We start from the raw sequence: 19,251 nt of genomic DNA, 5'->3' as shown, positions 1-19,251 counted from the left end.
TCAGGGCAGGACGCGCGTCACTGCGTCGAAGTATGCGGCCCGGTCGAAGTCGCGCACGGTCGCCGCATGGACGAGATAGCCCTGGCACACCGCGACGTACACCGGATACTCCGCCTGGGCACGCGTCTGCGCCTCGCTCGTGGCCATGCCGCCGGCGACGTACCAGGACTCGAGGTAGTCGCGGAACAGGCGCCCGATCTCGCCGACGGCGCCCTGCACCGTCTCCTCGAGCGCGGGATCGAGCTGCGCGTTCGCCCAGACCTGGACGATCAGGCCGGGCCTGACCACAGCCTCGGTGACGCCCTGGAGAAACTCCACCACCAGCTCGCTCGGGCGCAGTGTCGCCTTGCCCTCGCGCGCCCGCTCGAGCTCGGTGAACCGTCCGACGACGACGCTGCGCATCGCCTCACGGACCAGCTCGCTCTTGTTCGTGTAGTAGCCGTAGATGGCGCCGGCAGAGAGCCCGGACTCGCGGATGATGTCGGCCATCGACGTCGCGGCGTACCCCTTCTCCCCAAAGCAGCGCAGCGCCGCGCGGGCGATCTCCTCGCGTCGGGCGCGCTTGTGCTCCTCGGAGACCTTCGGCATGCCGCCACCGTAAAGCGAACGAACGTTCTTGACAAAGGTGGGCCGTCGTTCGACTCTTAAAGAACGATCATTCGTTTTTCTTCCTACGGAGGGACCCATGTCCACCGAGACCACCGCACCCCAGAGCTGGGGCCGCGTCCTCGGCGCCGCCACCCTTGCGGCGCTCGTCGTCACCCTCGTGGTGGCCGCCTTCACCTGGCCGGCCGCGACCACGACGCCGCAGAACCTCCCCGTCGCTATCACCGGCCCCGCTCCCGCGGTCCAGACCGTCGAGCAGCAGCTCGAGACCTCTGCTCCGGGGCGCTTCGACCTCGTCGAGGTCGCCGACCGCGACGCCGCCGTAGCGGCGGTCGAACAGCGCGAGGTCTATGGCGGGCTCGTGCTTGGCGAGGAGCCCGAGGTGCTGACCGCCTCGGCGGCAGGTGGCGCCTCGCACCAGGCCATGACCCGGCTGGCCGACGAGCTCGGCCAGGTGTCGGCCGACATGCCGGTGACGATCAGCGACGTCGTCGGACTCGACGCCGACGACGCGCAAGGGGTCGGCATCACCGCCGCCGCCTTCCCCCTGGTCCTCGGCGGGATGATCGGCGGCATCGTCGTCGCACTCCTCGTCGGAGGCCGCAGCCGGCGCCTGGTCGCCGTCGGGGTGTACGCGGTCGTCGCCGCGACCCTGACGACGACGGTGCTGCACGGATGGTTCGGCATCCTCCCCGGTGACCCGCTCGCCCTGACCGCAGGGATCGGACTCTCCCTGCTGGCGACGAGTGCCCTGATTGCCGGTCTCGCGAGCGTCCTGGGCCCGCCCGGGATCGGCGTCGGCGCGGCGATCACGCTGCTCATCGGCAACCCGATCTCCGCGGCCAGCCAGCCGACAGAGTTCCTGCCGTGGATCTGGGGTGACCTCGGCCAGCTCTTCGTCCCCGGCGCCGCCGTCACGCTCGTCCGGAGCCTCGCGTACTTCCCCGACGCGGATCTCACCCAGTCGCTGATCGTGCTCGGCGCATGGACCCTGGTCGGGCTCGCACTGATCGTGGTGGGCCGGCGCGGTGATCGGCCGGTCAGCGCGGGTGCGACGTCCGGGACCGAGCCGGCGCGGGAACTCGCGGACGCCTGACGTGCCCCCGGCTGGATTCGAACCAGCGACACCCGCTTTAGGAGAGCGGTGCTCTATCCCCTGAGCTACGGGGGCGACACGGCCCAAGACTAGCGGGCACGCTCACCAGCCGATCAACGGCACGAAGCGGTACGCGCCGTGCTCGCTCACGTGCGCACCGCCGCCGTCCGCGAGCACCACGCGCGTCATCCGTCCGCGGACGGGGACGACCATCACGCCGCCGGGAGCGAGCTGGTCGACGAGCGGCGTCGGGAGCGATCGCGCCTGCGCAGACACGAGCACGCGGTCGTACGGAGCCGCCTCGGGCCACCCGAGCACCTCGATCGCGAGCTCGATCCGCACCCACGTCAGGCCGAGCCTCGAGAGCACCCCACCCGCACGCTCGCGCAGCTCGGGGACCACCTCGACACCGACCACCTCGCCACCGCCTCCGACGAGGTGCGCGAGCAGTGCCGTCGTCCACCCCGAGCCCGCCCCGACGTCGAGCACGCGCATGCCGGGCTCGACGTCGAGGAGGCGCAGCATCGCTGCGACCGTACGGGGCTGGGAGTTGGTCTGACCCCAACCGATCGGCACCGGTCCGTCAAGGTCGGCCATCGCCTTCTGATCGTCGGGAAGGAAGTCCTCGCGCCGCACCTGCGCCATCACCTCGGTGACCTTGTCACCCATACCCACCAGTATCGTCGAGCCATGGAAACGCTGCGTCTGATCCTGCTGGTGCTCCACATGCTCTGCTGGGCATTCGTGATCGGCGCATGGGCGTCGCGCCTGCGGACCCCGGTCCCGATCGCGAAGGGCGTCGCGCACGCGGCCGCGGGCGCGCTCGTCACCGGCCTGCTCCTGGTCGGTCTCCGCGAGATGGACGACCTCCCCGTCGACAACGCCAAGATCGGCGTCAAGCTCGTCATCGCCCTGGCCGTGACCGTGCTCGCCTTCGTCGCCGACCGCAAGAGCGACCGTACGCCGGTGTGGATGGCTCACGCCGTCGGCGGACTCGCAGTCGTCAACGTGTTCATCGCCGTCCTCTGGCGCTGACCCGCGGACGGTCAGACGCGGTCGGTGGTGTCGGACTCCGGCTCGCCGTCCGCCTCTGAGAGCGCCTCGACCAGCTCGTCCTCGTCGAGGATCTCGAACGACTCGTCGTCATCGCCGTAGCGGAACCGCTTCATGCTGTAGACCACGAGCCCGAGCGCGATCAGCGACGAGAGCATCATGCTGAGCCCGGTCGCCCAGCCGTTGAAGGGCAACTCGTCACCGAACGGACCGATCTCGGGCACCGTCGGTCCGATCCACCAGATGACACCGACCCCCATCACGCAGAGTGCGCCGAGCACACTGAGCGCGATGCGCGGCCACGTCGCCACCCCGTAGCGCGCGGCGTCGAACGCCTTCGCCTTGATCGGCTCGACGCGACGCCTCGCCCACTCATAGCGGTTGGAAAGGATCGCCAGCCCCGCGACCATCATGAGGAGTCCGGGTCCGGGCAGCACGAGAGCGGCGATGCCTGCGATCACAAGAAGCCAGCCGGCCAGCTCGAGGCCGGTCAGGCGAAGCCAAGACGCAAACCCGCGAATCGCACTCATCAACCCTGACCATCCCATTCCCCCAGCATGCCAAACCCCCCGAAATCATTTCAGCGACGACGTAGCGACGCCGTCCGCGAGCGTTGAGCTTCCCATCGTACGAGGGTCGCGGGGCTCATCGGCCCGCCGAAGTAGTAGCCCTGGAACGCCAGCTCACCACCGTCGCCCGGGGCAATCGCACGGATGGCCTCGACCTGGGACTGGCGCTCGATGCCCTCGATGACCGTCCGCAGATTGAGCGCTGCCGCCATCTCCAGCATCGAGGCGAGCACCGCGGCGCTCTGCGGGTCGGTGTCGATCTCCTGGGAGAAGAAGCGGTCGAGCTTGAGGAGCTGCACCGGCAGTCGCCGGAGGCGCTCGAGCGAGGAGAACCCGACTCCGAAGTCGTCGACTGCGAAGGTGACACCGCGCTCGAGCAACCGCTCCATCACGCCCGAGGCGATGAGCTCCTCGCTGATCCAGCCGGTCTCGGTGATCTCCAGGGTGAGCCGGTGGGGCGCCAGCGCCTCGACGGCGCGCTCGACGGACGCGACGAACTCCGCAGACCCGAGCTGCGGCGCGGAGAGGTTCACGGCGATCGCGGTCTCGGGCGCCAGAGCGTGGTCGAGCTGCTGGCGGTCGTCGCACACCTGCTCCAGGACGAGGGCCCCGATCGACTCGATCAGATTGGCATCCTCGGCCAGCGGGATGAACTCCGCAGGCGAGATGACCTCCCCGTCCTCGGTCCACCGCGCGAGCGCCTCGATCGCGAGCAGGTGCTGGTCGACGGCAGAGACGATCGGCTGGTAGACGACCCGCAGTCGGCGCTCGTCGATCGCGCGACGGAGCCTGTCCACCAGCTCGAGGGAGCGCACCCGCTCGACGCCCATCGCCGCACTGTAGACGACAACCCTGTCCCGTCCGGCTCGCTTTGCCGCGTACATCGCGATGTCGGCGTTGCGCAGCAGGTCGGCGGCCGTGTCGACCGTCGGGTGCCCGGCCACCGCGGCCGCCGTCGCGACCCCGATGCTGACCGTGATGTCGATCGAACGGGCGTCGACGCGAAGCGGCCGCGAGACGACCTCGCGGACGGTCTCGGCGACATCGCGCGCGCTGGCCTCGAGCATCTGCTCCCCGCCCTCGCTGGACACGAGGATCGCGAACTCGTCGCCCCCGAGCCGCGCCAGGTGGACATCGGCCGGCAGCTCCGCCGACAGCCGCCGCGCCACCTCGATCAACGCACCGTCGCCGCTGGCGTGGCCGAACTGGTCGTTGACCTTCTTGAAGCCGTCGAGGTCGCAGAACAGGATCGCGCACGTCCGCGAGCCGGTGTCCACCGCGCGACCTCCCGCCATCTCCGCGGCGACGGTCTCGAGGAAGACCGAGCGGTTGCGCAGCTTCGTCAACGGGTCACGCTGCGCATTGGCCACAAGGTCCCTGTTCATCCGCATCCGCGACAATGCCTCCTCTGCCTGCTGGGCGATCGACTCGAGCGCCTCCGCCCACCTTAATGTGCTCGCTGGCGGTCCATCCTTGGTCTGGATCACCAACCAGAAGACCTCGTCACCCGAGATGAACAGGCGCCGAAGGTCCGGCGAGTCGGGGAGCTCCGTCCGCAGGCCCGACCCGGGTGTCTTGCCGAGCTGCCGGACGCCGAGGTCGAGCGCGGCGAGCACCTGTGCCTCGTTCGATGCCGAGTGCAGCGCGCTCGCCGTCTCGAACAGCACGTTGAGACGGCGCGCCGTCTCCCGCTCGCGCGTGAGCCCCTTGACGGCGACGAGCACGATGCCGAGCGCCGGCACGACGGCGAGCAACGCCCACGGCGACTCGGTGCGATACAGGAGCACGCACACATAGCCCATCGCGTTCACACCGACGTACACCCCGTACAGCGTGAGGACTTCGTACGCCCGCGCCGCGAGCGCACCGCCGGCAGGCATGGCGACGTCGTGGACCCAGACCACCGACGCCCCGATGTCGACGACGAACGCCAGCGTGAACGCGAGCAGGACGGTGAGGACCTCGGCGTAGCCGAACGTCCCGACATCCAGCGCCGCGACGACGGCGACCGCGAGTCCGCCGCACACGATCGACAGCGCCGGGTCGAACACCCGGCGGCTGCGGGGCAGACCGAGCACCTGCGCAAGGACGACACCGGCGATCCACAGCACGAGCGCCTGCGGCCAGGCGACGGTCAGCGACAGGAAGACGAGCACGCACAACTCGGTGCCGACGACAAGCCAGTCGTCGTACCGGTCGAGGTAGAGCGGCGCTGCACTCGCCAGCACGATCGCCGGGAGGCTGAGGAGCCACCACGGTCCGATGTCCCACCCGCGCTGGACGACCGCGACCACGGCGACGACGGCGATCGCACCCGCCGCCAGCACGACGACGAGGGTGAGGAGCGTGCGCGCGAGACGCGGCGCTCCAGTCATCGACGTTCCCCCCGTAGTCCGACGGCCGGCGTTTCACCGCCGGGGCATCATCACCATCCAATCAGCCGGCGCACGTCGCGACCGAGAGTTGTCGCGTTCGGCGCGCCGACGGCGGTCACGGCCTCTCGACGAAGATGTGGGACGCGGCTTCGGGGTCGATCTCCGCCGTCTCCCCACCGCGCGCGACGACGACCCCGCCGTCGGGTGCGGGCGACACGAGAACGTCGTTGCCAGGCAGGACGCCGACACGACGGAGCACCGACATCGCGGTGGTGTCCTTCTGGAGCTCCTCGCCGATGCGGCGCACGACCAGGCGCGACGCGTCGCCGTTGCCGGACAGCGCCGCCGTCAGGTGCATCACGCCGTCGCCCAGGAACGCCTCAGCGACCTCGTCGGTCTCACCGAGCTCACCGAGACCCGGGATCGGCGTGCCGTACGGGGACTCGGTCGGGTGCTCCAGAAGGGCGACGAGCTTGCGCTCGACCTGCTCGGAGATGACGTGCTCCCACCGGCACGCCTCCTCGTGGACGTACTCGATCTCGAGCCCGATGACGTCGGTGAGAAGCCGCTCGGCCAGCCGGTGCTTGCGCATGACGCGGGTGGCGAGGGCGCGCCCCTGCTCGGAGAGCTCGAGGTGACGGTCGCCCTCGACGGTGAGCAGGCCGTCGCGCTCCATCCGGGCGACCGTCTGGCTCACCGTGGGTCCGCTCTGGTGAAGGCGCTCGGCGATCCGGGCGCGGAGGGGCACGATCCCCTCTTCTTCGAGCTCGTAGATGGTCCGGAGGTACATCTCGGTGGTGTCGATCAGGTCGCTCACGGCGTCTATTGTTCCAGATCAGACAGACTCGCCGCGCACCCACGAAGATGGGCGGATGCCGCAGGGCCGTACGGGCTTCCCGTTCATCGACGCGGGGATGCGTCAGCTGCTCGCGCAGGGCTGGATGTACAACCGCGTCCGGATGGTCGTCGCGAGCTTCCTCGTCAAGGACCTCCACCTGGAGTGGCAGCACGGCGCGCGGCACTCCCGGTCACGCAGGGCAAGATGTTCGACCCTGACGGCACCTACGTCCGGCGCTGGGTCCCCGAGCTCGCCGACGTCCCGCCCCGCTGGTCGACCACGCCGAGGAGCGGCGCGAGCACTGCGCCGGTACGAGAGCTGCGTTGAAGGCCCACGACGCCCGGGCCCGCGGACGTGAGAGCGTGGGGTGATGACGAGCACGACGATCGACCCCCGTTACAACGGCCCCGACCGCTCCGGCAACGGCGGCTACGTGGCAGGCCTCGTCGCACGGCCGATCGCGTCCCCGGGCGCGGTCGTGACATCGACGCTGCGGGTGCCGCCGCCGCTCGGCGTCCCGCTCGCGCTCACGGTCGACGACGGCCGTGCGGTGCTGTCCGACGGTGCCACCGTCGTCGGAGAGGCGGAGGCGGGAGCCTTCGACGTCGACCCGGCACCTTTCGTCGGAGCGACCCTCGCCCGCAAGGGGTACGAGGCGTACGAAGGACGCGTGGAGCACCCCTTCCCGCACTGCTTCACCTGTGGCACGGCACGAGCGCCGGGCGACGGTCTGCTCGTCTTCCCCGGACCGGTCGACGACGCCGCGTACCCCGACACCGTGGCCGCGACGTGGACGCCTCATCCGGCGTTCGGCGACACCGACGGGCACCTGCAGCCCGAGGTGACCTGGGCCGCGATCGACTGCCCCGGCGGCTGGTCCGCGCACATCGACGCGACACCGATGGTGCTCGGGCGGATGACCGGACAGGTGGTCAGCACCCCCGTCGCCGACCGCGAGTACGTGGTCGTCGGCGCGTTCCGCGGCGCGGACGGACGCAAGCACCGTACGGGCACTGCCCTATACGAGGCGGACGGCACGCTGGTCGCGCGTGCCGAGCAGACGTGGATCGCGATCGACATCGGCACCTTTCGCTGAGGCGTCCCTAGACTGACAGGGCTCGCAGCGCGGCGGGCCAGACGACCGAACCCTGCGCACCTCTGGAGGACTTCTCGTGGCCTCAGCCCCGTCCCGTTCGACCCCGTGGTGGCGTGACGCGGTCTGCTACCAGATCTACGTCCGCTCGTTCGCCGACGCGGACGGAGACGGCGTGGGCGACCTGCGCGGCATCACTGCTCACCTCGACTACCTCGAGCGCCTCAACGTCGACGCCCTGTGGCTGACCCCGTTCTACACGTCGCCGCAGGCCGACCACGGTTACGACGTAGCCGACTACCGCGACGTCGACCCGCTGTTCGGGACGCTGGCGGACTTCGACGAGATGCTCGCCGGCGCGCACGCGCGTGACCTGCGGGTGATCGTGGACCTCGTCCCCAACCACACGTCGTCGGCGCACCCGTGGTTCGTCGCGGCGCTCGCCGACGGGCCCGACAGCGCGGCGCGCAAGCGCTACCTCTTCCGCGACGGGCGCGGGCCCGACGGTGCCGAGCCGCCGAACAACTGGCAGTCGGTGTTCGGCGGCCCCGCGTGGACGCGCGTGCCCGACCCTTCGACGGGCTCAGGACATCGCGGCCAGTGGTATCTCCACCTCTTCGACCCCGAGCAGCCCGACCTCAACTGGGACGACCCCGACGTCGGAGACGAGTTCGAGTCGGTGCTCCGCTTCTGGCTCGACCGGGGCGTCGACGGCTTCCGCGTGGACGTGGCTCACGGGCTGTTCAAGGAGACCGGGATGCCCGACGTCCGCGGCGGCGCGGGGACGGGGCCGACCCTCGACGACACGATGTCGCAGTGGGACCGCCCGTACTGGGACCAGCCGGGGGTCCACGACGTCTACCGGCGCTGGCGCCAGGTGCTCGACTCGTACCCGGGCGACCGCATGATGATCGGCGAGGCCTGGGTCGGCTCGCCCGAGTCGATGGCGCAGTACGTCCGAGCGGACGAGATGAATCAGGTCTTCAACTTCCACTGGCTCTCGACGCCGTTCTCGGCCCCGGCTCTGCGTGACGTGATCGCGGAGACGTACGCGGCCGTCGGGCCCGTGGGCGCGACCCCGACGTGGGTGCTCTCGAACCACGACGTCGTCCGTACCGTGACCCACTACGGCGGTGGCGACCTCGGACTGGCGCGTGCCAAGGCGTCGATGCTCGCGATGCTCGCCCTGCCCGGGTCTGCGTACGTCTACCAGGGCGAAGAGCTCGGACTCCCGCAGGTCGACGTGGCCCCGGCGGACCGCCAGGACCCGACGTGGCTGCGCGGTGGCGGGGTCGGGCGCGACGGGTGCCGCGTACCGCTTCCATGGTCCGGGCAGGCGCCCCCATTCGGGTTCTCCCCGGACTCTCCACAGCCCGTACGGACGTGGCTGCCCCAGCCCGGGTGGTTCCGCGACTACACAGTCGAGCGCGAGAGCCACGACCCGTTCTCGACGCTGTCGTTCATGCGGTACGCGATCGCTCGGCGGCGCGGGCTCGTGGACCGGCTGTCGCACGAGCTGGAGATGCTCGATCGCGGCGACGACGTCGTGGCGTTCCGCCGCGCGGGCGTCGACGGTGCCCCCGGGCTCGTCTGCGTCGTCAACTGCGGGACGGTCGACGTGCCTGTGGACGACCTCGGCACGGCGGTCGTGCTGTCGTCGGCGCTCGCCGAGGGGACGGGTCAGCTGCTCCCGGACTCCGCCGCCTGGTTCTTGTCCTGACGCTCGACCTCGATCATCTCCTCGAGCCGTGCGAGATCGCCGACGAAGTGCTCCGCAAGGCCTTGCGGCACCCCGCCCTCACGAGCCGTGCGTCGCCGTAGGCGTGCGGCGTCGATGACCATCACAGCGTCGGCGGGGGTGGAGCGCAGGACGGTGTGCTCGATGCGCAGCGGCCCGGCGAGGAGCCGGCGACGTCCGCTGCGGGTGAGGTCGCGGTGGGTCAGCCCGGGCGGCATCCCGCCCATCCCGGTGACGACCAGGTCGGCATCGGGGCCCCGTACGCCGGGCCGCACCCGCTCCTCGCCCTCCCCTCCGACGACCAGCTTGGTGAGGCTCGCCCCGTTGATGAGGGCGACCAGCGTCGCGATGAGCAGCATCGCGCCGGAGGACTGGCCGTGGCTGGCGACGGCGAGCACGCGTCGGACGGTCCGGGGTGGCTTGCTGCGCAGGACCTGGACCGCCACGGCGGGCCACTCCGGGGTCGCGAGCCGCGCGATCGCGTCGATGGCCGACAGCAGCACCCCGTCGGCCGAGAACAACGACGACGGGATCGTCCGTACGCCGCGCGGTTGTCACGGGCGATACGCAGGATGCGGTCCACCGTGAGTGTCGGCACGGCGGTCTCGAACACCGTCTCGCGGGCGTCCTCCGGCGGCGACGCGACGCGGAAGACGAGGACGGTCACCTCGGTCAGGGCGCTCACCCGTTCGAACGCCTGCTGGGCGGGCGCCGACCCGTCGTGCGCGACGACATGGACGACGGGAAGTCGCGACCCTAGCTCCACCATCACGCCCCCACCTGTGCGCCGCTTCCATCGTAGGCAGACGAGACGATCCGACTGGGTTGCATAACGATATATCGCGATGTACTGTTGACGCATCGTGAGATTCGAATAACGAAAGGACATCTCATGCGAACCCCAGAATTCGACCCCCGTACGGGCTTCGACCCGACCTCCGCCCGACGCCGACCTGGCCCCGGGCGACGCGACCCCCGCGGTCACGGCCGAGGCTTCGGCCCCGGTTTCGGTCCCGGCTTCGGCGAAGGCCGCCGAGGCGGGCGGGCACGGCGAGGCGCCGTGCGGCTCGCCGCACTGTCGGTGATCGCGGACGCCCCCACCAACGGCTACGGCCTCATCAGCGCGTTCGCCGAGCGGACCGACGGCCGGTGGCGCCCGAGCCCCGGCTCGATCTATCCCGTGCTGCGACGCCTGACAGAGGACGGGCTCATCGAGCCCACCGACGAGGAGGCCACGCAGTTCCGCATCACCGAGGCAGGCACGGCCTACCTCGCCGACCGCGCCGACGAGGTCGCCCAGGCGTGGGAGAGCACGCACCCACGCTCACAGACCCAGGAGGACCTGCACACCAGCGCACGCAAGCTCGTCCGCGCCGCACGTCAGCTCGACGAGGACGGCACCGACGACCAGCGTGAGCGCGCGGTCGCGATCCTCGACGAGGCGCGGCGCAGCATGTACGGCCTGCTGGCCGAGTGAGCCGGTGAGCGCTAAGGCGTGGGGCGGCGCGCGTCGTACCGCAGGAAGCCACGCTGCCACGTGACGACGAGCAGCGTGGCGACCACGCACGCGACCCCGCCATAGAGCATCGCCTCCGCCTCCGAGGTGAGCTCGGCGACCGACCCCGCCACGAACTCCCCCAGCCGCGGCCCGCCCGCGACCACCACCGTGAAGACCCCCTGGAGCCTCCCCCGCAGCTCGTCGGGCGCCGCCTGCTGGAGCATCGTGCTGCGATAGGCCGAGCTCACCATGTCGGCCGAGCCGGAGAACGCCAGCATCACGACGACGAGCCACAGGACTCCCGGCACCCCGATGGCGGCCACGCCGGCGAGCGCGACGGACATCCCGTAGGCGACGATCGCGAGCACGACCGCGATCCCCTGCCGATGCACCCGGCTGATCCACCCCGAGAAGGCGAACGCGACGAGCGACCCGATCGCCGGCGCCGCCTGGAGCAGCCCGAGTGCCGACGGCCCTCCCGCGTACACCGTCAGCGCGAGCGCCGGGAAGAGCGCGCGGGGCTGCGCGAGCACCATCGCGCAGAGGTCGACGACGAACGTCATCCGCAGGTTCGGGGCACGGCGCAGCCACCGGATCCCCTCGACCACGGACCGCAGGCCCGGCACGCGGCCCGGCTCCTTCGCCGGCAGGATCGGCGGGAGGCGTACCAGCGCGTACAGCGCCGCCGTGAACGTCAGCAGGTCCACCGCGTAGGTCGACGCGACGCCCCACCACGCGATGAGCACGCCGCCGAGCAGCGGACCGACCGTGAAGCCGAGATTGAACGCGGCCATCCCCAGCGCGTTGGCGGCGGGCAGCAGGTGAACGGGGACCAGCCGCGGGATGATCGCCGAACGGGCGGGGCTGTTGACCGCGAACAACCCGCTCTGCACCGCGACCACCCCGTACAGGAGGCCGACGGACTCGCTGTCGAGCAGCGCCTGCGCCAGGAGGGCTGCGGTGCACAACCAGAGCCCGGCCGCGGTCCAGAGCGCGACCTTGCGGCGGTCGTAGTGGTCGACGAGAGCGCCGCCGTACAGGCCGAGCGCGATCAAGGGGACCAGGGCGACGATCCCCAGGGTGCCGACGGCGAACGGCGACTCGGTCAGGACCCAGACCTGGTAGGCGACCGTGACGGTCGCCATCTGCTGGCCGAGCTGCGACACGGTCTGGCCGACCCACAGCCTCCGGAAGTCGGCCGACTCGCGAAGCGGACGGACGTCGGTCAGCAGCCGACCCCACCCGCGTCTCGCCACGAACCGATTGTCCTCGGCAACCAGCTCGGGCCCGGAGCAGGTCCAGATAATGGGTTGGCTGCCTCCTACCCGAGGCGTACGGTCGGTCGTACACAGGAAGGAGGTGGTCCGGAGAATGATTGACTTCAGGACAAGTGAGGTGGCTGTCCGCTAGCCACGGTGCAGGGACCACCCGCATCGCGCGGCGAATCCCAGCAGCCACCCGACCCGCGGGGGCCGAGATGTTGTCCACTCGGTATCCAACCCCCGCGGGTCGTCCTTTTCCCGCCGACCCTCCGCCGGTCGAGCCTGTCGAGACCCCTCCGCCGATCGAGTACGGGCCGGGAACGAGACCCCGACGTACGCTGATCCGGTGATCGAGATCAAGACGCCCGCGCAGATCGCGCAGATGCGTGAGGCGGGACGCATCGTCGCCCGTGCCCTCGCTGCGATGAAGGCGGGCGCCGCCGTCGGGGTCGCTCCCAAGGAGCTCGATGCCGTCGCGGCAGGTGTGCTCGCCGATGCTGGCGCGACGTCGCCGTTCCTCGACTACCACCCGGGCTGGGCCCCCGTCCCGTTCCCCGCGACGCTGTGCTTCAGCGCGAACGACGCGGTCGTGCACGGGATCCCCGGCTCCACACCGCTGGCCGACGGCGACCTTGTCAGTCTCGACTTCGGCGCGATCCTCGACGGCTGGGCAGGAGACGCCGCGATCAGCTTCGTCGTCGGCGAGGCCGACCCCGCCGACCTGGACCTCATCGCGGCAACCGAGAGCGCCCTCCACGCCGGCATCGCGCAGGCGGTCCCGGGCAACAAGCTCGGCGACGTCGCCCACGCGATCGGTACGGTCGCACGCGGGGCGGGCTACGGGCTCCTCGCCGACCACGGCGGCCACGGCATCGGACGCACGATGCACGAGGACCCGCACGTGCCGAACGAGGGTCGCGCCGGACGCGGGCTCACCCTGCGACCCGGACTCGTGCTCGCGATCGAGCCGATGCTCATCGCTGGCGGGATCGACGACTACGTCACGGACCCCGACGGCTGGACCCTCCGTACGGTCGACGGCAGCCGCGCCGCACACGTGGAGCACACGGTCGCGATCACCGAGGACGGGCCGCAGATCCTCACGTTGGAGTGACTCGCGGTCAGGGGGCGAGGCGTTCGCGCACCCAGCTGTCGCCGTCGCGGCGAAAGCGGATGCGGTCGTGCATGCGCCCCGAACGCCCCTGCCAGAACTCGATCGCGTCGAGCGCGACGCGGTAGCCGCCCCACCACGGGGGCCGCGCGACGGCGTCCGGGTACGTCGCCTCCGCCGCGTCGTACGCCCGCTCGAGCGCGACGCGGTCGGCGACGACCCGCGACTGGTTCGATGCGACCGCGCCCAACTGCGACCCGCGCGGACGCGAGGCGAAGTAGGCGTCGGACACGGCCTCGCTCACCCGTGTCACCGCGCCCTCGATCCGGACCTGCCGCTGGAGCGGATGCCAGAGCAGCGTCAGCGCGGCGTGCGGATTGATCTCGAGCTCGTCACCCTTGCGGGACTCGCGGTTGGTGTAGAAAACGGCGCCATCGGCGTCGAACCCCTTGAGCAGCACGATCCGCAGCGAGGGGCGGCCCGCGGGCGTGGCCGTGGCGAGCGCCATCGCGTTGGGATCGTGGATGCCCGAGGCGACCGCCTCGTCGAACCACCTCCCGAACAGCGGGACGGGGTCGTGCCCTGCCTCTGCCTCGGTGAGGCCCGCAGCCTCGTACTCCTCGCGCAGTGCCGCGATCGCCTCCGACTCCATGAACAGCACCCTACGAGACTCCGCTGGTGCAAAAGAGAGCACAATGACCGGCATGACTGACGTACCCGAGACGGCGACGGTCCACGAGGGCCTCGAAGGCGTCATCGCCTTCGCCACCGAGATCGCCGAACCCGACAAAGAGGGCTCGTCGCTGCGCTACCGCGGCGTCGACATCGAGGAGCTCGTCGGCCGCGTGCCGTTCGAGAAGATCTGGGGCCTGCTGGTCGACGGCGCGTACGAGCCGGGCCTCCCGCCGGCCGAACCGTTCCCGATCCCGGTGCACTCCGGCGACATCCGCGTCGATGTCCAGAGCGCGATCGCGCTGACGGCTCCGGCCTGGGGCCTCGGCCAGCTGTACGACATCGAGCCCGAGCAGGCACGCGACGACCTCGCGCGTACGGCCGTGATGGTGCTGTCGTACGTCGCGCAGGCGGCTCGCGGGATCGGCCAGCCGATGGTCCCGCAGTCCGAGATCGACAAGGCGACGACGATCACCGAGCGGTTCCTGACCCGCTGGCGCGGCGAGGCCAACCCCGACCACGTCAAGGCGATCGACGCCTACTGGGCCTCCGCGGCCGAGCACGGCATGAACGCCTCCACCTTCACCGCTCGCGTGATCGCCTCGACCGGTGCCGACGTCGCCGCGGCGCTGTCCGGTGCGGTCGGCGCGATGTCCGGCCCGCTGCACGGAGGCGCGCCGTCACGCGTGCTCGGCATGATCGGCGACGTCGAGAAGACCGACGACGCGCGCACGTACGTCAAGGGTCTGCTCGACTCCGGTGAACGTCTGATGGGCTTCGGGCACCGCGTCTACCGCGCCGAGGACCCGCGCGCCCGCGTGCTCCGCCGTACGGCGCGCGAGCTCAACGCTCCGCGCTATGCGGTGGCCGAGGCGCTGGAGGAGGCCGCGCTCGCTGAGCTGCGTGAGCGTCGCCCGGACCGGGTGCTAGAGACCAATGTGGAGTTCTGGGCGGCGATCGTCCTCGACTTCGCTGAGATTCCCCCGCACATGTTCACGTCGATGTTCACCTGCGCCCGGACCGCCGGGTGGAGCGCGCACATCCTCGAGCAGAAGCGTCGCGGCCGCCTGATCCGCCCGTCGGCGATCTACACCGGCCCGCCCTCGCGCCCTGCCGAGAGCGTCGACGGCTGGGACCCGGCCTGGGCGTAGTTGCCCTGTCCGCCCGCGCGATTTGACGCCTTGTCCACCCTCTCGACAGCCGCCGAGGTGGATAGGGCGTCAAATCGCGGGGCTGCGGTCGAACCATCTGGCCCACATCACATTGAAGACGGGCGCAGGGCCGTCGTACCCGCGCTCCTGCAGCGCCCTGTGGACCCGCCACACCACCTGCCGAAGGCGCGGAAGGTCGTCATCGAGAACAACGATCACGATCCATCCGTCCCGCTCGAGGTTCTCACGGCGCGTACGGTCGTACGCGCGCTGTTTCCGCGAACGCTCGTGCCACGCGCCGTCGTACTCCACGACGACGCGGTAGGCCCAGTAGACGAGGTCGCACCGCCCGAGGAAGCGCCCGGCCGCGTCGTGTACGTCCGGGTTCGGTTCGGGCTCTGGCAGCCGGGCGAACACCAGCGCGAGGCGCACCAGAGTCTCCATCGGGCTCTCGACGTGCTCGCGCACGAGCGCGAAGGCACGCCGCGCGCGCAGGACGCCGTCGATGTGCGTCCGCTCGAGATACGCCTTCATCTCGTCGTACGACGTGTGTGCCGCGTGCAGGAGATGCTCGGCGGCCTGGACGAGTTCGACGATGCCGACGATCGTCGCGCAATCGACGTAGGTCCGATCCGGGCCGAGGCACGGAACACCGAAGCGGAAGAGCACGTTGAGCCGTCCGCGTCGCCGATGGAGCCTGAGGTCGCGGCGTCGCCGATGACGCGTCGTGTTCGTCGAGAAGTGGAGGGGGAACAGCGCGCGCAGCTCGAGGCCGTACAACCTCAGCGCGGTGAGGTGGCTCGCCGCGGCGTCGCTGGGAAGCAGCAGGAGTGCCGCACTGATCCAGCAGAGCAGGTCGGGTTCGACATCGGCAGGGATGTACACACCGCGAAACAAGCGGCGAAAGCCCGGGCCTTCAAGCCGGCGAGCACTGATGCCCGCGTCGCGACCCTGGGCTGCGGTGAACGGCAGCATCCCCGCAGGGTGACGGGTTTCGCGCCGGCGCCGTCAGCGCTGTCCACAGGCCCCGCGGCGCCCCCCGATTTGACGCCGATTCCACCTCACCAAGGCGGAATCGGGTGGGGCAGGCGTCAAATCGTGGGGCGACGGTCGTACGCGGCGAGGATCGCGTCAGCGGCACTCGTGGCCGGCATGTCGCCCGCAAGAACCCCGGCACGCACCTCGTCGAGGACGCCGCGTACGGAGTCCGAGCGACGCAGGCGCTGGTCGAGCTCGTCGCGCACCAGGGCCCACATGAACTCCAGCTGCTGACCAGCACGCTTCTCGCGCAGGCCGACGGCGCCGAGGAACTCGCGATGCCGCAGCACCCGCAGCCACACCGTGTCGACCTCGGTGCCCTCGAGCCCCGAGCACGTGAGCACCGGCGGTACCCAGCCGGTCGTCCCGGCGTGCACGAGGCGGATCGCGCCGGCGAGGTCTCGGGCGGCGACGCGCGCCTCGGGCTCACGGTCGCCGTCGGCCTTGTTGACGGCGATGACGTCGGCGATCTCGAGGATGCCCTTCTTGATGCCTTGGAGCTGGTCGCCGGTCCGCGCGAGCGTGAGGAACAAGAACGTGTCGACCATCCCTGCCACTGTCACCTCGGACTGGCCGACTCCGACGGTCTCGACGAGCACGACGTCGAACCCGGCCGCCTCGAGCACGAGGATCGCCTGCGTGGTCGCGCGGGCGACGCCGCCGAGAGTGCCGGCCGACGGCGACGGACGGATGTACGCCTTGGGGTCCGCGGCCAGCTCCGGCATCCGGGTCTTGTCCCCGAGCACCGACCCGCCCGTACGCACGGACGAGGGGTCGACCGCGAGCACGCCGACCTTGTGGCCCGTCCCGGTCAGGTACGTGCCGAGCGACTCGATGAAGGTCGACTTGCCGACGCCGGGGACGCCTGAGATGCCGACCCGCACCGCGCCCCCCGCATGCGGGGTCAGCAGGGCGAGCAGCTCACGCGCCGCTTCGCGGTGATCGTCGCGACGCGACTCGACGAGCGTGATGGCACGTGCCACGGCAGCGCGCTCACCAGCCCGTACGCGCTCAGCGAGATCCGCGACGTCGACCATCAGTGCTGCAACGTCGCCCGGAGCTTGTCCAGCAGCTCCAGCGCCGACTCGGCGATGACCGTGCCCGGCAGGAACACCGAGGCCGCCCCCATCTCCTTGAGCGTCGCCACATCGTCCGGCGGGATCACGCCGCCGACGACGACGAGCACGTCCGGGCGCCCGAGCTCGGCCAGCGCGTCGCGCAGCGCGGGCACGAGCGTGAGGTGGCCAGCGGCCAGCGACGACACGCCCACCACGTGGACGTCCGCGTCGACGGCCTGCTGCGCCACCTCTTCGGGCGTGGAGAACAGCGGGCCCACGTCGACGTCGAAGCCCATGTCGGCGAAGGCCGACACGATGACCTTCTGGCCGCGGTCGTGCCCGTCCTGGCCCATCTTGGCGACCAGGATGCGTGGACGACGGCCCTCTGCTTCCTCGAAGGCGTCGGTCGCCGCGATCACGCGCTCGACGTTCTCGGCCTTGCCGGCCTCGGATCGGTACACACCAGAGATCGTACGGATGACCGCCTTGTGGCGTCCGTAGACCTTCTCCAGCGCGTCGGAGATCTCACCGACGGTCGCCTTGGCGCGGGCGGCGTCGACCGCGAGCGCGAGAAGGTTGCCGTCGAGCGAGCCGTCCTTGCTCGCGCCGCGACCCGCCGACTCAGTCAGCGCGTGCAGCGTACGGCGGACCTCGTCGCCGTCACGCTCGGCGCGGAGCCGCTCCAGCTTGGCCACCTGCGCGGCGTACACGGCACGGTTGTCGACCTTGAGGACCTCGAACGGCTCCTCGGTGTCGACGCGGTAGGTGTTGACACCGATCACGGCCTGCTGGCCGGAGTCGATCCGCGCCTGCGTACGGGCGGCCGCCTCCTCGACCCGCATCTTCGGGATACCCGCCTCGATCGCCTTGGCCATGCCGCCGGCCTTCTCGACCTCCTGGATATGGCCCCAGGCGCGCCGAGCGAGGTCGTGCGTGAGCTTCTCGACGTAGTACGAGCCGCCCCACGGGTCGATCGTCGCCGTCGTGCCGGACTCCTGCTGGAGCAGCAGCTGCGTGTTGCGCGCGATGCGGGCCGAGAAGTCGGTCGGCAGCGCGATCGCCTCGTCGAGCGCGTTGGTGTGCAGCGACTGGGTGTGCCCCTGGGTCGCGGCCATCGCCTCGATCGCGGTGCGCTGCACGTTGTTGAAGACGTCCTGCGCGGTCAGCGACCAGCCAGAGGTCTGCGAGTGCGTCCGCAGAGAGCTCGACTTCGGGTTCTTCGGGTCGAACTCGGCCACCAGCCGTGACCAGAGTGCGCGCGCCGCACGCATCTTGGCGATCTCCATGAAGAAGTTCATCCCGATCGCCCAGAAGAACGACAGCCGCGGCGCGAACGCGTCGATGTCGAGCCCGACGTCGAGGCCGGCGCGGATGTACTCGACGCCGTCGGCCAGCGTGTACGCGAGCTCGAGGTCGTTCGTCGCCCCGGCCTCCTGGATGTGGTAGCCGGAGATCGAGATCGAGTTGAACTTCGGCATCCGCTGCGCGGTGTAGGCGAAGATGTCGGAGATGATCCGCATCGACGGCGCCGGCGGATAGATGTAGGTGTTGCGGACCATGAACTCCTTGAGGATGTCGTTCTGGATGGTCCCCGCGAGCTGCTCCGGCTTCACCCCCTGCTCCTCGGCCGCGACGATGTAGAGCGCGAGCACCGGGAGCACCGCGCCGTTCATCGTCATCGAGACGCTCATCTTGTCCAGCGGGATGCCGTCGAAGAGCGTACGCGTGTCATAGATCGAGTCGATCGCGACGCCCGCCATGCCGACGTCGCCGACCACGCGTGGGTTGTCGGAGTCGTACCCGCGATGCGTCGCGAGGTCGAAGGCAACCGACAGGCCCTTCTGACCCGCCGCGAGGTTTCGGCGGTAGAACGCGTTGGACTCCTCGGCGGTCGAGAACCCCGCGTACTGGCGGATGGTCCACGGCTGCGTCGTGTACATCGTCGGGTACGGCCCGCGCAGGAACGGCGCGAGTCCCGGGTAGGTGTCGAGCGCGTCGAGACCGCTCAGGTCCGCGGCGGTGTAGAGCGGAGCAACGTCGATGCCCTCGGGTGCGGGCCACGGCTCGGCGCCGTCGGTGGCGCGGTCGTACGC

The 19,251-nt window shown here is 70.6% G+C and carries 17 protein-coding genes, 1 tRNA gene and 2 pseudogenes; 8 read left to right on the top strand and 12 right to left on the bottom strand.

Translation table 11 applies throughout. The annotated features are described in order from the left end of the window. On the bottom strand, window positions 1-588 hold the full coding sequence (locus H4N58_RS03845; RefSeq protein WP_167248961.1) for a TetR/AcrR family transcriptional regulator: 588 nt from the start codon (window positions 586-588) through the stop codon (window positions 1-3). A gap of 97 nt (window positions 589-685) precedes the next feature. On the opposite strand from H4N58_RS03845, the gene H4N58_RS03840 reads away from it, so the two are divergent. After that, entirely contained in the window at window positions 686-1,702 is a 1,017-nt protein-coding gene (locus H4N58_RS03840) for a hypothetical protein (protein ID WP_167248963.1), read from the top strand. Window positions 1,703-1,704: 2 nt separating this feature from the next. Here the strand turns inward: H4N58_RS03840 and H4N58_RS03835 are convergent. Beyond that, a tRNA-Arg gene (locus H4N58_RS03835) sits at window positions 1,705-1,777 on the bottom strand. A 27-nt stretch (window positions 1,778-1,804) separates the two neighbouring features. Continuing rightward, on the bottom strand, window positions 1,805-2,371 hold the full coding sequence (locus H4N58_RS03830; RefSeq protein ID WP_167001610.1) for a protein-L-isoaspartate O-methyltransferase: 567 nt from the start codon (window positions 2,369-2,371) through the stop codon (window positions 1,805-1,807). 21 nt (window positions 2,372-2,392) lie between these two features. On the opposite strand from H4N58_RS03830, the gene H4N58_RS03825 reads away from it, so the two are divergent. After that, window positions 2,393-2,737, top strand: coding sequence for a hypothetical protein (locus H4N58_RS03825; RefSeq protein WP_167001609.1), 345 nt, complete (start codon window positions 2,393-2,395; stop codon window positions 2,735-2,737). 11 nt (window positions 2,738-2,748) lie between these two features. On the opposite strand, the gene H4N58_RS03820 is transcribed toward H4N58_RS03825, so the two are convergent. The 3 genes from H4N58_RS03820 to H4N58_RS03810 all read right to left on the bottom strand — a co-directional run bounded on the left by H4N58_RS03820 (window position 2,749) and on the right by H4N58_RS03810 (window position 6,516). After that, window positions 2,749-3,285, bottom strand: coding sequence for a PGPGW domain-containing protein (locus tag H4N58_RS03820; protein ID WP_167001608.1), 537 nt, complete (start codon window positions 3,283-3,285; stop codon window positions 2,749-2,751). A gap of 50 nt (window positions 3,286-3,335) precedes the next feature. After that, window positions 3,336-5,699: a bifunctional diguanylate cyclase/phosphodiesterase gene (locus H4N58_RS03815; protein ID WP_167248965.1), complete on the bottom strand. Its 2,364-nt coding sequence runs from the start codon at window positions 5,697-5,699 to the stop codon at window positions 3,336-3,338. A 115-nt stretch (window positions 5,700-5,814) separates the two neighbouring features. Beyond that, window positions 5,815-6,516, bottom strand: a complete 702-nt coding sequence (locus tag H4N58_RS03810; RefSeq protein ID WP_167001606.1) for a metal-dependent transcriptional regulator — start codon at window positions 6,514-6,516, stop codon at window positions 5,815-5,817. On the opposite strand from H4N58_RS03810, the pseudogene H4N58_RS20880 reads away from it, so the two are divergent. From H4N58_RS20880 to H4N58_RS03795, 3 genes and pseudogenes are all read left to right on the top strand, one after another. Beyond that, window positions 6,473-6,864: pseudogene (locus H4N58_RS20880) on the top strand (FAD-binding domain-containing protein). The gene H4N58_RS03810 and the pseudogene H4N58_RS20880 overlap by 44 nt on opposite strands. Before the next feature lie 43 nt (window positions 6,865-6,907). Beyond that, complete coding sequence (locus H4N58_RS03800; protein WP_167248967.1) at window positions 6,908-7,633, top strand: hypothetical protein; 726 nt, start codon at window positions 6,908-6,910, stop codon at window positions 7,631-7,633. A gap of 76 nt (window positions 7,634-7,709) precedes the next feature. Then, window positions 7,710-9,350 carry a glycoside hydrolase family 13 protein gene (locus H4N58_RS03795; protein WP_208322267.1) on the top strand — a complete coding sequence of 547 codons (1,641 nt, stop codon included), beginning with the start codon at window positions 7,710-7,712 and terminating at the stop codon, window positions 9,348-9,350. On the opposite strand, the gene H4N58_RS03790 is transcribed toward H4N58_RS03795, so the two are convergent. Next, window positions 9,311-9,889 (bottom strand): hypothetical protein, encoded by a 579-nt coding sequence (locus tag H4N58_RS03790; RefSeq protein WP_167248969.1) that lies wholly within the window; start codon window positions 9,887-9,889, stop codon window positions 9,311-9,313. The genes H4N58_RS03795 and H4N58_RS03790 overlap by 40 nt on opposite strands. A 371-nt stretch (window positions 9,890-10,260) precedes the next feature. Here H4N58_RS03790 and H4N58_RS03785 point away from each other — a divergent pair, with 371 nt between their 5' ends. Beyond that, window positions 10,261-10,845 carry a PadR family transcriptional regulator gene (locus H4N58_RS03785; protein ID WP_167001603.1) on the top strand — a complete coding sequence of 195 codons (585 nt, stop codon included), beginning with the start codon at window positions 10,261-10,263 and terminating at the stop codon, window positions 10,843-10,845. Between the two features lie 11 nt (window positions 10,846-10,856). Here H4N58_RS03785 and H4N58_RS03780 read toward each other — a convergent pair whose 3' ends face one another. Next, window positions 10,857-12,122: an MFS transporter gene (locus H4N58_RS03780; RefSeq protein ID WP_167248971.1), complete on the bottom strand. Its 1,266-nt coding sequence runs from the start codon at window positions 12,120-12,122 to the stop codon at window positions 10,857-10,859. 352 nt (window positions 12,123-12,474) lie between these two features. Here H4N58_RS03780 and map point away from each other — a divergent pair, with 352 nt between their 5' ends. Further along, window positions 12,475-13,242: a type I methionyl aminopeptidase gene (map, locus tag H4N58_RS03775; protein ID WP_167248973.1), complete on the top strand. Its 768-nt coding sequence runs from the start codon at window positions 12,475-12,477 to the stop codon at window positions 13,240-13,242. Window positions 13,243-13,249: 7 nt separating this feature from the next. Here the strand turns inward: map and pdxH are convergent, their stop codons facing one another. Continuing rightward, a complete protein-coding gene (pdxH, locus tag H4N58_RS03770; RefSeq protein ID WP_167002367.1) occupies window positions 13,250-13,891 on the bottom strand; it encodes a pyridoxamine 5'-phosphate oxidase in 642 nt (213 codons plus the stop codon). 52 nt (window positions 13,892-13,943) lie between these two features. Between pdxH and H4N58_RS03765 the strand changes: the two genes are divergently transcribed. Continuing rightward, a complete protein-coding gene (locus H4N58_RS03765; RefSeq protein WP_167001600.1) occupies window positions 13,944-15,062 on the top strand; it encodes a citrate synthase 2 in 1,119 nt (372 codons plus the stop codon). Between the two features lie 69 nt (window positions 15,063-15,131). Here the strand turns inward: H4N58_RS03765 and H4N58_RS03760 are convergent, their stop codons facing one another. The 3 genes and pseudogenes from H4N58_RS03760 to scpA form a co-directional block, all read right to left on the bottom strand. After that, window positions 15,132-15,947: a DUF559 domain-containing protein gene (locus tag H4N58_RS03760; protein ID WP_167248975.1), complete on the bottom strand. Its 816-nt coding sequence runs from the start codon at window positions 15,945-15,947 to the stop codon at window positions 15,132-15,134. A 206-nt stretch (window positions 15,948-16,153) separates the two neighbouring features. Then, window positions 16,154-17,137, bottom strand: a complete 984-nt coding sequence (gene meaB, locus H4N58_RS03755) for a methylmalonyl Co-A mutase-associated GTPase MeaB (RefSeq protein WP_167001598.1) — start codon at window positions 17,135-17,137, stop codon at window positions 16,154-16,156. Next, window positions 17,137-19,230: pseudogene (gene scpA, locus H4N58_RS03750) on the bottom strand (methylmalonyl-CoA mutase); the annotation flags it as partial. The pseudogene scpA and the gene meaB, both read right to left, overlap by 1 nt. Window positions 19,231-19,251: the final 21 nt, after the last annotated feature.

This window comes from Mumia sp. ZJ1417 (assembly GCF_014127285.1).
In the GTDB taxonomy this organism is placed as follows: domain Bacteria; phylum Actinomycetota; class Actinomycetes; order Propionibacteriales; family Nocardioidaceae; genus Mumia.
The sequence above is the reverse complement of the archived record's forward strand: the minus strand, read 5'-3'. Positions and strand labels throughout refer to the sequence as shown.